This window comes from Mucilaginibacter flavus (assembly GCF_030409315.1).
In the GTDB taxonomy this organism is placed as follows: Bacteria; Bacteroidota; Bacteroidia; order Sphingobacteriales; family Sphingobacteriaceae; genus Mucilaginibacter; species Mucilaginibacter flavus.
This window is the reverse complement of the sequence record NZ_JAUFPS010000026.1, coordinates 244,001-257,540: the sequence shown is the minus strand read 5'-3', so window position 1 is coordinate 257,540 and position 13,540 is coordinate 244,001. Positions and strand designations below refer to the sequence as shown.

Annotated in this window: 13 protein-coding genes and 1 tRNA gene; 6 read left to right on the top strand and 8 right to left on the bottom strand. The window is 40.4% G+C overall.

The window, feature by feature from the left end; translation table 11 throughout:
• Positions 1–36 precede the first annotated feature (36 nt).
• Together QWZ17_RS10955 and QWZ17_RS10950 are read right to left on the bottom strand one after the other, a co-directional pair.
• Positions 37–113, bottom strand: a tRNA-Arg gene (locus QWZ17_RS10955).
• 276 nt (positions 114–389) lie between these two features.
• Positions 390–1,094, bottom strand: coding sequence for a DUF4184 family protein (locus tag QWZ17_RS10950; RefSeq protein WP_290305282.1), 705 nt, complete (start codon positions 1,092–1,094; stop codon positions 390–392).
• Positions 1,095–1,357: 263 nt separating this feature from the next.
• Here QWZ17_RS10950 and QWZ17_RS10945 point away from each other — a divergent pair, with 263 nt between their 5' ends.
• Complete coding sequence (locus QWZ17_RS10945) at positions 1,358–2,287, top strand: Nif3-like dinuclear metal center hexameric protein (RefSeq protein WP_290305243.1); 930 nt, start codon at positions 1,358–1,360, stop codon at positions 2,285–2,287.
• 322 nt (positions 2,288–2,609) lie between these two features.
• Complete coding sequence (locus tag QWZ17_RS10940; protein ID WP_290305242.1) at positions 2,610–3,470, top strand: N-acetylglucosamine kinase; 861 nt, start codon at positions 2,610–2,612, stop codon at positions 3,468–3,470.
• A gap of 212 nt (positions 3,471–3,682) precedes the next feature.
• Here the strand turns inward: QWZ17_RS10940 and QWZ17_RS10935 are convergent, their stop codons facing one another.
• On the bottom strand, positions 3,683–4,375 hold the full coding sequence (locus tag QWZ17_RS10935) for an NUDIX hydrolase (RefSeq protein WP_435404578.1): 693 nt from the start codon (positions 4,373–4,375) through the stop codon (positions 3,683–3,685).
• Positions 4,376–4,503: 128 nt separating this feature from the next.
• On the opposite strand from QWZ17_RS10935, the gene pfkA reads away from it, so the two are divergent.
• Genes pfkA through gap form a run of 3 tightly spaced genes read left to right on the top strand, consistent with a single transcriptional unit; the run spans position 4,504 to position 7,344 of the window.
• Positions 4,504–5,490: a 6-phosphofructokinase gene (gene pfkA, locus QWZ17_RS10930; RefSeq protein WP_290305240.1), complete on the top strand. Its 987-nt coding sequence runs from the start codon at positions 4,504–4,506 to the stop codon at positions 5,488–5,490.
• Positions 5,491–5,493: 3 nt separating this feature from the next.
• Positions 5,494–6,342, top strand: coding sequence for a hypothetical protein (locus QWZ17_RS10925; protein ID WP_290305239.1), 849 nt, complete (start codon positions 5,494–5,496; stop codon positions 6,340–6,342).
• Positions 6,343–6,348: 6 nt separating this feature from the next.
• The gene (gap, locus tag QWZ17_RS10920) at positions 6,349–7,344 is read left to right on the top strand and encodes a type I glyceraldehyde-3-phosphate dehydrogenase (RefSeq protein ID WP_290305238.1); all 996 of its coding nucleotides are present in this window, start codon (positions 6,349–6,351) and stop codon (positions 7,342–7,344) included.
• Between the two features lie 117 nt (positions 7,345–7,461).
• On the opposite strand, the gene QWZ17_RS10915 is transcribed toward gap, so the two are convergent.
• Positions 7,462–7,749 carry a hypothetical protein gene (locus tag QWZ17_RS10915; RefSeq protein WP_290305237.1) on the bottom strand — a complete coding sequence of 96 codons (288 nt, stop codon included), beginning with the start codon at positions 7,747–7,749 and terminating at the stop codon, positions 7,462–7,464.
• A gap of 467 nt (positions 7,750–8,216) precedes the next feature.
• Positions 8,217–8,837, bottom strand: a complete 621-nt coding sequence (locus QWZ17_RS10910) for a hypothetical protein (RefSeq protein ID WP_290305236.1) — start codon at positions 8,835–8,837, stop codon at positions 8,217–8,219.
• A 391-nt stretch (positions 8,838–9,228) separates the two neighbouring features.
• Between QWZ17_RS10910 and QWZ17_RS10905 the strand changes: the two genes are divergently transcribed.
• Positions 9,229–10,464 carry a hypothetical protein gene (locus QWZ17_RS10905; RefSeq protein WP_290305235.1) on the top strand — a complete coding sequence of 412 codons (1,236 nt, stop codon included), beginning with the start codon at positions 9,229–9,231 and terminating at the stop codon, positions 10,462–10,464.
• A 509-nt stretch (positions 10,465–10,973) separates the two neighbouring features.
• Here QWZ17_RS10905 and QWZ17_RS10900 read toward each other — a convergent pair.
• From QWZ17_RS10900 to QWZ17_RS10890, 3 genes are all read right to left on the bottom strand, one after another.
• Positions 10,974–11,414, bottom strand: a complete 441-nt coding sequence (locus QWZ17_RS10900; RefSeq protein WP_290305234.1) for a type II toxin-antitoxin system VapC family toxin — start codon at positions 11,412–11,414, stop codon at positions 10,974–10,976.
• A gap of 322 nt (positions 11,415–11,736) precedes the next feature.
• Positions 11,737–12,825: an AAA family ATPase gene (locus tag QWZ17_RS10895; protein WP_290305233.1), complete on the bottom strand. Its 1,089-nt coding sequence runs from the start codon at positions 12,823–12,825 to the stop codon at positions 11,737–11,739.
• 396 nt (positions 12,826–13,221) lie between these two features.
• Entirely contained in the window at positions 13,222–13,533 is a 312-nt protein-coding gene (locus QWZ17_RS10890) for a DUF3784 domain-containing protein (RefSeq protein ID WP_290305232.1), read from the bottom strand.
• Positions 13,534–13,540: the final 7 nt, after the last annotated feature.

The following is a 13,540-nucleotide window of genomic DNA, read 5'->3' as shown; positions in this document are numbered from 1 at the left end:
CTATTTAGAGGGTTTTTACAAGTAGACAATGCCTACTGGTGATCCCATTTGGATTCGAACCAAAGACCTACAGATTAGAAATCTGTTGCTCTATCCAGCTGAGCTATAGGACCATCTGCAAATAACTTTCAGACACGCGTCTTTTGCTTTTTTGCGGTTGCAAAGATGCACAATTATGCCGAAACTATCAATATAAAATTACGATTTGATTTGTGATTAGCAAAATTAAGGAAAAAATAAAAGCCCCTTGCACTCGCTGCTTGGGGCTTTAAACCTAAACCTTATCACAATTAATAAGTGAGAATCACTTACCTTATGAACTGCAAATATACCCCACTTTGCTATATATTGCAACTCATTAGTGTGAATTAGACACAATGATTATAAATCTATGACATAGTTTTTTGACCTTTTTGGGCAACGAGAATAAAAAACGAACTGATAATCAAGCCAATTAAAAAGCCACTAATACCTGTAACAATTAAATTACCGTAGGCCTTAAGGGTAACCCCGCCCAAAAAACGGGCGATAATAGTGAGTACAACAATTATCAGTATAGTTACCCAATACCACCGTATATGAACCACCTTGGTTTGCTTTTCTTTTGGCAATTTGTAGACCAGATAGGCTATGAACGCCAATCCGACTAAAGTACTCCCGTGCTGTAATAGTTTATAAACGTAGATATAGTGGCCACCAGCATGAACACCTATTGAAAGTATGGGCATCAATTGTACAAAGTATCCATGCGGGTGCGTAAAAGCATCCCACAACAAATGCGAAGCCGCACCAATCAAAACCGATAAAACTATGGGGGCAGTGTATGCCAAAGTTTTCTTTACCGGTATTCCACCATATTTTGAAAACCGACGATTAAACCGCGAGGGTAAATGCGCTATCAGCCCATCTCTGATAAATGCTAAATAAACAAAGGTGAGCAATATCCCTAAAGGCACATCAAACCAAAATAATCCGGGTAAAGTATGGCTGTATACACTTTTTACCCTCATCCTGATAAAGTATTCAAAATCGGGCGTAATACTGCCTATGATTAAACCTGTTAAGGAGAACCAACGTTTGGATAGTTCGCTAATGGTAAAACAATGGCGGGGTGGGCAAAGGTAAAGGGCATGGATCAGTTACTTCTCAAGCAGTTTTTGAATGTCAATAGCCAAAACTTATACACACCGTTAGATACTTCATCATAAGTTAATTTCCAACCTGCTATTATTTCAATATAGTCTTTCGTCATTATTATGCAGGTTTACTAAGGTAGCATAAATCCTAATTCTGTCATCTATGCACTATCCAATTCGGCCCCTATTCTCTATATTTGATTGATCCGAATACAAAAACCATGACTACAAAACATCTTTTCGCCCTGAGTGAAGACCATACCCGGCGCAAATTCATATTCAATATAACCAAAGCAGCTGTAGCTACCACTTTTTTAACTACGCCTTTTGCGGGCAAGGCCGCGAGCTTTTTTGAGGTAGACAGCGATGTAACCGTTGGGCAAATCATCGATAAATTTATCAGCCAGATTCCAGGCGCTCCTTTTGCATCCACTATAGATACCTTAAAAAGCGGAGATCGCGATATTAAAGTGACCGGGGTAGTGACCACCATGTTTGCCACTATTGATGTAATTAAACAAGCCATCGCCCTCAACGCCAATTTCATTATAGCCCACGAACCTACTTTTTATAACCATGCCGATGAAACCGAATGGCTGGCTAATGATGATGTTTATCAGTATAAAGCCGCCCTGCTTAAAGAGCATAATATAGCCGTTTGGCGTAACCATGATTATATACACAGCCTTAAACCCGATGGCGTGGGCCAGGGCTTACTAAAGCAATTAAACTGGGCACAGTATTACCAACCCGATCCGGGTATTTTAACGCTCCCTCCTACCACTCTAAGCGCGTTGATTGATTATCTTAAAATCAAGCTATCCATTGATAAGGTACGCTATATTGGCAATCTCCATCAAAACTGCCAGAAGATATTGTTTATACCCGGCGCTGCAGGTGGTAAAAGGCAAATAACCGGAGCCGGCAAAATAAAGCCGGATGTATTGATTGTTGGCGAAATATCTGAATGGGAAACTGCCGAGTATGTGCGCGACGCCCAGGCTAAAGGCGATAAGCTATCCCTGATAGTGTTGGGCCACATCGCCAGCGAAGAGCCCGGGTCTGAATTTATGCTGGGCTGGTTAAAAGAAAAGTTCCCGGCTGTAAAATCAGTTCATATATCGCCCAAAAACTCACTCTCGTTCATGTAATCTAAATGGGTTTAGTATAATTATACGCAAGTATTGTTGCCAGGTGTTGATAAATTATGCAACATTACGTACAATTGCAAAAAAAACGCGCTGCAATGTCCTTAACCTCAGTTATATGTTAAGTTAACATTTATTATAATACCATAATTTTATAATAATGTGTTACCAATAATGATACCTAAGGCCGTTAACGTTAGATTTTGTGTAAAAAGAAGGTGTGATTGACGTGAAAATGGCAATTTTTCTCTTTTAAATTCCAAAGTGTTTTTTTTACAATAAGTTAATCATACTTTTAACCAATTTTTCTACTAAAACCAAATTTATGATCATAATTGCTGACGGTGGCTCAACTAAAACAAACTGGTGTTTGGTTACCGAAGAAGGTAAAAAAGTTTATTTCAATACCGAAGGATATAACCCCTATTTTTCGAGCACAGAGTACATCATACAATCGCTAAACGAAAGTTTGCCTACCGACCTGCAGAAAGATGAAATTACCGAGGTTAATTACTACGGTGCAGGCTGTTCAACACCAGATATGCGCAACCTTGTAAAAGTGGCTATGGAAGCTGTTTTCACAAAATCGAAAGTATACATTGGTCACGATTTACTTGCGGCGGCCCGCGCGCTTTTAGGCAACACCGAAGGCTTCGCGGCTATTTTAGGTACTGGTACCAATAGCTGCATTTACGATGGCAAAGAAGTGGTACACAACATCGATTCTGGCGCTTACATCCTTGGCGACGAAGGTAGCGGCTGCTACATCGGCAAAAAATTACTAACCGATTACCTGCGCGGCTACATGCCAGAGCCTGTGCGTAACCTGTTTTGGGAAACCTATAAACTTACTCCCGATGATATCAACGAGCAGGTTTATACCCAGCCACGTGCCAACCGCTTTTGCGCAAGCTTCAGCAAATTTGTTTATGATAACAATGTGCACCTGGAGTACTCACGTAATTTAGTGCGCACCTCGTTCGAGGACTTTTTCCGCAACCTGGTTACTCACTATCCTGACTATCAAAAATATACCTTTAACTGTATCGGCTCTGTTGGTTACAACTTCCGCAACGTGTTAGAAGAAGTAGTTACCGAAAACGGAATGGTTGTAGGTAACATCATCCGCTCGCCTATAGATAACCTGGTAAAATTCCATTTGGAGTTATCGCCGAGTTCTTTGTAAGAAGAGTCAAGAATTAAGAGTCAAGAATCAAGACATAAAAAAGGGTTAGTAATTTGCATTACTAACCCTTTTATATTTCCATCAATCTTGTTTCCTATTTTTTAAAATACCAATGAAAAAGAAACGGGCCGAATTAAACTACGACCCGTTTTTTATTATCACCTGCCCAGTGCAGCTGTCTTGATTCTTGACTCTTAATTCTTGACTCTCTTTTACCCCAGGCTCATTTCTCCCTGGAAAATCTTCCCGTACTTGCGTTTATCGAATTTGTAGAGTTTGGCGGCGCGGTATGATACGCCTTTTTGTTTTTCGTCCAATTCTTTCAGGAAACCGTAGCTCAGCATCTTTTTGCGGAAGTTACGTTTATCCAGCTTTTTATTTAGTACAGCCTCGTACAATGATTGCAGTTGGGTTAACGTAAATTTCTCGGGCAGTAATTCAAATGCTATTGGCTGATAGTGCAGCCTGCGGCGAATTTTGTTAAAACCGGTGTTAAAAATTTCGCTGTGATCAAATGCCAGTTTGGGCAAATCGTTTACAGAATACCAAATGGCCTTTTTGGCAAACTGCGTAACCGGGCGCAGTTCCTTTTGCCCATTAATACGAATCAGCGCGTAATAAGCCACCGTAATTACCCTACCTTGCGGGTGGCGGTTAACCTCGCCAAAGGTATGAAACTGCTGCATGTGCAAGTCGCGCAGACCGGTAAGCTCATACAGGATACGCTCGGCGGCATCGTCGATACTTTCGTCTTGCTCAACTAAATAGCCGGGTAGTGCAAACCAGTCCTTATATGGCTCTTCGTTTCGCTCAATCAGTAAAATCTTAAGCTCGCCGGCTTCAAAACCAAAAATTACGCAATCTATAGAGAATACGGAATCGAACTTGGGTAGCATTAGTTCCAAAATAGTTATCGAAATTTAGTTTATAGGTTAAATATATAATGTTAATTCCTAATCCAAAAAAAAACAAATAAATTTAATGGTGTAATTTACACACTGTATCTTCGTAGCACAAATTTAGTGGTGTAAAAATGCATAAAATTTCAAAAATAGCTGTTTTAACCTCTGGTGGCGATGCACCGGGCATGAACCCCTGCATCCGCGCGGTAGTACGTACAGCGTTATATAACGGCCTCGAAGTAGTGGGTGTCCGTCAGGGTTATAAAGGCCTTATCGAGAACGACATGTATGACATGAGCAAACGTTCGGTAAGTAATATCCTTAACCTGGGCGGTACCATTTTAAAAACCGCCCGTTGCCTGCCTTTTAAAGAAGACGAAGGCATGGCTACAGCCTACAAGCACCTTAAAGAACGCGGCATTGATGCCCTGGTAGTAATTGGTGGCGATGGTACCTTTACCGGCGCTTTACGTTTTTCACGCAAATACCCCGATATAGCCGTTATGGGCGTACCGGGCACTATTGATAATGATCTATGCGGCTCAACCTACACTTTAGGTTTTGATACCGCCACCAACACCGTTATCCAGGCTATTGATAAAATACGTGATACGGCCGATGCGCATGACCGTTTGTTCTTTATTGAAGTAATGGGTCGCGACTCTGGCGCTATTGCCCTGCGTGCAGGCATATCATGCGGTGCCGAGGCTATTTTACTGCCCGAAAAACAAACCGCTATTGAAGACCTGATCAAGAATTTGAAGGAAGGTCATATGAATAAAAAGTCATCAAGCATTGTAATTGTGGCCGAAGGCGACAAGAACGGCGGCGTGTATGATGTGGCAAAAGCGGTACAAAAAGAAGTTAATAACTACGACATTAAAGTTACTATCTTAGGCCACTTGCAAAGAGGGGGCAGCCCATCCAGTTTTGACCGGATTTTGGGTAGCCGTTTAGGCTTTGCAGCAGTTAACGCTTTAATAGCCGGCGAAACACAAAAAATGGTAGGTTTGCAAGCCAACCACATTTTGTTAACCAGTTTAGAAGAAGCGCTTAATCACCATGAGTTTAAGCTCGAATCAGATCTTTTGCAAATGGTTGATATATTATCAATATAATTAATGATTGCAGTTGTTTATAGTGGATCGTACTTTGCCCATTGGCGTTTAGCCGATAAGGGCCGAACTGTTGCTTCTTTCAAAACCAATGGCATCAATCCCTATTTTAACGACGAAAAACATATACTGCAACTGCTCAACAAAAACATCAACCTTATTCACCACGCCGAAGAAATAAAACGCATTTACTTTTTTGGCGCGGGTGCATCATCAGATGAGCGTAAGGCAGTTGTTTACAACGCCCTATCTGCCTTTTTTAAGTTTGGTAAGGTAACTGTTGATCATGATATTACCGCGGCGGCTATCGCCTGCTGTAAAAACTCGCCAGGCATAGTAAGCATTTGCGGCAGCGGCTCAAACGCGGCCTGGTACGATGGTAAAAAGGTGGCGCCCAACAATTACGGCATGGGCTATATTTTGGCCGACGAAGGCAGCAGCAACTGGCTTGGCCGGCAGCTCATTAAAGGCTTTATGAATGATACCCTGCCCGCAAACCTGCGCAAAAAGTTTATCCATAAATACGATGCCGACCGTAAAACGCTTTTAGAGAAAGTTTATCGCCAAAAACAACCGGCGCTTTTCCTGAGTTCCTTTGCCGATTTTTACCTCGAAAACCGTACAGACGTTCATCTACAAAGCGTCATAAAAAAAGGTTTTAGCACGCTCATTTCCACATATTTGGTACCTTTACATCAGCAACATCCAGATGCCTCCATACATTTTGTGGGTACGGTTGCTGCCAATTTTCAGGAACTTTTATATGAAAGCGCTGCCGAAGCCAATCTTCAAATAGCTAACGTAATTAAAGAACCCATAAACAATTTATTAACCTACTATTCTAATAAAAATTAAAAAATCATGAAAATAGGAATTAACGGTTTCGGCCGTATTGGACGCCTGGCATTCAGAGCCGCAATTGAAAGATCTGACATTGAAGTTGTTGGTATTAATGACCTTGTTGAGCCAGATTACATGGCTTACATGTTAAAATACGATTCAACTCACGGTCAGTTCAAAGGCACTATTGCTGTTGAAGGTGGCCATTTGGTTGTAAACGGTAAAACCATCCGTGTAACTGCCGAAAAAGACCCTGCTAACCTTAAATGGAACGAAGTAGGTGCTGAAGTTGTTATTGAGTCTACAGGTTTATTCTTAACACAAGAAACCGCTCAAAAACACATCGACGCAGGTGCTAAAAAAGTAGTAATGAGCGCGCCGGCAAAAGATGATACCCCTACATTTGTAATGGGTGTTAACCATAAAGAATTGAAAGCCGATCAAACCATCGTTTCAAACGCTTCATGTACCACCAACTGTTTAGCGCCTATCGCTAAAGTATTGGATGATAGCTTTGGTATCGAAGAAGGCTTAATGACTACTGTACACGCTGTTACAGCTACTCAAAAAACAGTTGACGGCCCATCGGCCAAAGACTGGAGAGGTGGCCGTGGTGCTTACCAAAACATCATCCCTTCATCAACAGGTGCTGCTAAAGCGGTTGGTTTAGTTTTACCTCAGTTAAAAGGTAAATTAACAGGTATGTCATTACGCGTACCAGTTGCCGACGTATCTGTAGTTGACTTAACTGTACGTTTGAAAAAAGGTGCATCTTACGAAGCCATCAAAGCAGCTATGAAAGCGGCATCAGAAGGCGAATTAAAAGGTATTTTAGGTTACACTGAAGACGAAGTAGTATCTGAAGATTTCAAAGGCGACGCACGCACATCAATTTTTGATGCAAAAGCAGGTATCGGCCTGAATGATAACTTTGTAAAAGTAGTATCATGGTACGATAACGAGTGGGGTTACTCAAACAAACTGATCGACCTTGTTCAGGAATTAGGTAAATTCTAATTTTAGGATCACTCTGATTTTAAATACAAAAGCCCTGGCAATAGCCGGGGCTTTTAACGTTATATACGGGCATTTAAGCACGCGTTTCAATTTCTTCGCCCTTCAGCCCCTCCCCTCTCAGCAGCAATATTTATAAATCACATACAAAGCCAGCTGCACATGAAAATCAGTTTCAAAAGGGAAAATAGTACCCAGCAGCTGCCCTTGGGGGTTCACTACAAACCTATTGATCCTGTACAACCTTAAAAAGCGTTCCACATTATCCCAATGCTGGGCCAACACCGCGAAATCCTCAATATAAAACTCCTGAATAGCATCTCTGATCCCCTCAAAAAAGCCTGGGTAATTCAGTAACCTTTCATTTATAATCGCTATTATCTCGCTTGCCGGTTCGTTTACTAACATTGCCATGTGTAATTTATACACTACTTAACCTGCTATTCTCCCAAATGTTCTGATTTATCGCCACCGTTTATTATACAATTTATTATACAGTTTTGTGAAATGGTAAAAAAGCTTAGCTGTAACGATAATTTTTTGAAGCACCGAACTGACAAACAAGAAATTACTTTTAAATATAGCCGAAGAGGCCACCAGTAAATTTAAAGCACCCGGGTAGGTATTAAATTAATTCCAATGGCAATGCCTGCGGCCCGGGCTGTACGCTCATACTACACAGGCCTTAGCCACGTTGGCGGGTATCCGCTGCCATCCCTATTGTGGGGTGATGTTAGTCAAAAACTATCGCTGGCGCACGCGTGTCGTGGCTGTCAAAATCGCATTCCTAATAATGCTTTGTCTCTCGAATGAATTTTCAACTCAATAAATAATCTTGACCAATCGCTGTCGGATATGACAAAATCGATTACTAATTATTCCATAAAGGAACTTTCAATAAATGAAAGCAATGTTTGATTTGCTTTATCATAACTGGAAAACAAACAAGTCCGCGCAGTTTTATAGCCCCACATATTGGATTTAGACGTAACTTCATTAATCTCTTTGTTATATTTTTTCCTTTCTACTTTACGATTATCAAAAATTTGAACAAAATAACTGGTCAAACCATTCCATTCTCCTTTGGGAAAAATACCGTAAGAGAACTTTCCCCCTACGCTTCCAATTCCTACACTAATGTCCGTTCCGAAACCTGCTTGATAAGCAGCAATACCAATTTTAATCGTAATTTTTCCAGCTTCCGATTTCTTGTAATAATCAGACTCATTAAGAGTAGTTATTTTGCAAGAAGGATAAGCTTTTTTAATATACTCCACTAAAGCCTGATCTACACTCGAACTTTCACATTCAATTTTGCTGTTTTTGGGAATGATTCGGCCGTCAAAAACAACAATGTTTACGTTCTCGTTTTCTAAAAAGTCAGTTCGTGGTTTTGCATCTTGTTCTGTAGGACACCAGATATACAATTTTTGTGCTTTGCAAAAGCTGTTCAGGAACAAAAATGCAAACAACACAATAAGAAATGATTTAGACATAATAATAAGTATAGGTATATCAAACATACAGAAAACATCCCTATCGCTGGCGCACGCGTGTCGCGTGTGTCAAATTCGCTATCCCAAATGCCTGTCCTTTACAAAAAGTCGATATCAATTAGCCCTTTACCAATCATATGAAAAGATAGCAGATGTTAGTTAAGCCTAATTAATTTGAGTTAAATTTGGGTTAACCAAAATCATAATGCCTCGAATTTATTTAGATACCAACGTATTTAGCAAACTAAAATCCGATAAGGAGGCTAGATTTCAAGTGCTGAATGAATTACTAAAAACATATCAAAAAAAAATCAGCTTCTATTTTTCAATTGCTCACATCAGAGACAAGTGGAAAGATAAGACAGACTTCAAGTTCGACGATTTTAAACATATGGAAACATTAGTAGGTGATAACTATTTGGCCTATGATCCCATTGAGAAAAATACATCATTCTACTTAGCTACTCCCTTAATGGTATTTGAGGATAATTCTGAAGATGACTTGAGCATTCTTGAGAACTTTTTCGAACCAAAGGATGGTGATGATCCAATGATCAAAATCTTAAAATCAACCATAAAAAACATGCTTACAACTATGCCGTTAAACGACATAGTTGGCTCTATGGATACAGGTCATGAAGGACAACGAAAAATAATTGCCGAGCTTTTTCCTATGGATAAGGATAATCCAACGTTTTTCGACATGGTTAAAACAATGTCTGAGTTCACCCTAAAAATATTCGCGGATAGCAACTTATACAAAGACTTGCGAAATATGATTTATACAGGAGTCAATAATGGCAAAATGACACTTGATGAAAACCTGGACTTTAATGAAGCATTGAAAGAAACCATTATACAAAAAAGCTATCTTGAATTTGTTAGTGAGAGTATAAAAGTACGGGGGCAAGGTGAAGTCCCTTATTATGATTTATACCTGATGGCTTATAATATGCTTGATATATTTGGAATAAAAAAGGACAAGATCACCGCGAAAAACTCTCTTGTTAATCTCCACAACGACGGCATGCATACATTTTTCGCACAATACTGTGATTACTATGTTACCGATGATGCTACTACTACCCTTAAATGCCAGGCCTTATATAAACTTTTTGGGATTGAAACTAAGGTTATATCTGTTGACGCTTTTATTCGATTATTACCAGAAATATTTAGCGATTTCGATGAGGATAGAGAATGGTTCAGCAGGAAATTAATCTTCGATCTGCAAAATTCTTCTTACAGGGCACCAGAATTTTTAGACAATAAATCAGTACAACGCATGGAGAAGCATTGTATGTACCTTGATTTTTTTGACGCCATAGTTAAGATAGACGATGGATCAAGAACAGAATTAGTAATTTTTAAAGGTTACTCACACCAATTGTCCAACCCAAGTTGGAGCGAACAAGCGCAAATCATTGACAGAGCACTGGCAATATTTGGCGGAGATATTGATTCAAAGGGACGCTTTGAATACAAAGACCATAATCGAAACCTAAGCGATGAGTTGGTCAGCCGAAAATGGGAGCAAGGGAATTTAACATTTGAACTTCGCCCTTATGAAATGATCAACAATAACTATGCATTAATAATTACCTTTCCTCAATCAATTGGTGAATAATAGCGCCCGACTAACACATGCGCCAGCGGAGGGGACGAAAACAACAATCATAATCTTATGTAATTTAAGATGTTATATTTAATTTAAAATAAAAAAATGAAAAGTTGGCGAGATCCAGTACCTAACGAATGGGAAATAAAAATGCTTTATGATCGCTTTCCTAAGGGTTGTTCTAAAGGTTGCCATTGCGTTCATCCGGCAGATGATTGTGGTTGCGATGATTGTGAATTTCGACATTGTTATCGTACTTTACGTAGTAGAACATTAAATAAATATATTACTATAAGATTAAATTGATTGTTTCGTTGCCACAAGCTGGCGTACCCGTATCGCGCTTCATGTGTTCCGCGTTTAAGTCCAAGCCAGATAAGTAAACGCAAAACAGGATTTATCAACTAAATTGTAAATCCGGCTTGGCGTAAAACAATTCGACCTGCATGGTAGGGCACATGCTATGCGCGTGTGCCAGCCTAGGTTGACAATCTGTGCAAATGGACATAACAAATTATTTATATCGTTATACTATTCTTTAATTGTTCTAGACTCATCACTCTCCCCCCTAGATTCTCTACTCTTTTCCGAAAAGTTAAATCATTTGTTATTAGTATCAGATTATTTTTAATGGCCGTTTCACCGATTAGGGCATCATTGGTATGTTTTAGATTTCCACCTCTTAAAGTTTCAATGATATTACCATCACTTAGCTTGGCAGAGCCTAATCTGGACGTACCGATAATAAATGATTCGGTTGCAATTTTCTTCGGATTTAATTCGATCATAAACAAAAATAATTTCGCCCTCTTTTCAACATCTTTGCAATTGTTTATTTCATCTATCTGAATGTGTGTTAAGTAAATTCTAACATTCTCGGAGTTGAATAAATCTGTAGATATCTTACCTGAAACAAGACCGTCGAAAATATTAGAGTCGAACATTACTTGCAATATCATAATAATTGTAAATTTAAACAGAGGGATAAATTGAAAGTTCTACTTGGCGCTTACATCACCGCATTCATGTTAAGTAATGACGATTTTTATAAATATAGTAATTGTCAAGACATGCAACGTTTAGTTTCCTCCGCTGACGCACTTGGCCACGTGTGTCTCCCGTTTAAGTTCAAGCCAAATAAGTAAACATGAAACAAGACTTATCAAATAAATTGTAAATCCGTCTTAGCATAAAGTAATTCGACCTGTATGATGGGACACACGCGACACGCGTGCACCAACGGAACTATAGATATATAAAATAGCTCAGCGAAAAGTGCTACTAAACTACTGGCGCTGCCTCACCTTCCTTCTCCTCTGCCTTAATCTTTTTCACCACCCTGTGCACGGCCGAAAAATGCATACCCAATTGCAGGGCCATATCACGCAGTGACATGCCCTGCCGGTGCAACTGCCTAATCTGTTGAATATGGGCCTGGCGTTGGGGACTTTGAGGGTGCAGATGTTCGTATTCGGCGGCATAGCCTTCAAATTTGTAGCCTAAAAAGCTCAGCTGCTTTTCGGGGCGGATGAGCACAACGTTGTCTTCGCCGTATTGTTCCTGCTGGTTGCGTTGCTTTATTTGTTTAAGGTAACGCAGGTTAGGGTCGAGGTGGCTTTGGCCAATGGCAAAGGCGCTATCGGCAAAGTTGATGAGCATTTTACTGCCTTGCAGGTCGTTTATGGTAAGGGGTTTGCGGTTGTCGCGTTTGGGCGTATGGGCCAGCACCAGTACGCTGATATTGAATTTGATTTTAAGCGCCTTAAGCGTTTTCATGAGCGGCTGGGCATCGCTGGCTTTTTCGGTGCCGCGGCGCATGTAGGTGATGTTATCAATAATGAGCACACGGGCTTCGGTTACTTTGATGGCGTTGATGATGGAATCTTCTATATATTTTTCGTAAGTGGTGTACAGTACAGGGTCGTCGGCACCTGGGTTAAACTCGGCCCGGTAAAACAAATCGCTAAACAGGTGACTGCCATATTGCGGATGGGAGTACCGCGCTTCAAACTGTTTGGCGCTCAGCTCAAAATCAATATAGAGCACCGGCAGCCCTTCATCGCATTTGTTGTAAAATGGTTCGTAAGTGGTGGCAGTAGTGAGGTTGGCGGCAATTTGCACGGCCAAAATTGATTTGCCCAGGTTGGTATCGGCAAACATAATACACAGCTCATGCTCAAACCAGAAACTGCCAAACAGCATGCGCACGGCCGGCTTGCCGTATTGCTGTTTCATCCACTCGTTGGCCCGCCGGGTGGTAAACAGTTCAACGCCTATAAAATTTCGGCTGTACTGCCCGGCCTTAACCTTGCGGTCGGTAAAAGCAGCCGTTTCCCGCCGAATGGATTCGATGTAAGGATGACGTTCCATAAAAATATTGGGATTTGCCCACTAATTTACGGAGACACAGCTTCATAGATGGTGACAGCGTTTTGTCAGTGGAGGCTGGGAAAGTATCAAGTAGCTGGTATCAGGTATCAAGACTTTTTTGTAAACCTTCATATTCTAAATTGTCAAAAAAAACAATTCAGAGCCACGCAAAAAGCCAGTGCTGTTAACAAAATCTGAACACATAGCTGACCAACTGTTGCGATTTTGTTGCGGTTTGCATTTTATGACAATTCACAAAACACTCAATATCAATAAAATACAATTAAAACCAGTGACATCTGTTGCGAACGCAACACTTTTGAAAAATATTTAAGAAGCTCTATTGCAACATCAAAAGGCACGACGTAATCCCCTACCCCATCATTTACAATTTGCTTACACTTTCATAAACTTCTTTTTACCCGCACCCGCGGCAATAGTTGTAGCCAAAATACCAATCACAAAAAACGCCAGGCAAAAATTTAGCTTGGCGGGGAAGCAGGTCATCAAAATACCTGTAGAAAAGGCAATAGCGGCGTTGATTAGCATTAAGCCACCAACGTAATTGCAGAGGCCATTTACATCGGCAACCATATCTTCATTAAAACCCGATATAAGGCTCGACTTTTTTTTATACTTAATCTGATAGCCCAGCACAAGCAACATAAGGGCAATGGTACCGAAAACGATGAGGTTGAAAAAGTTCATGGAGCAA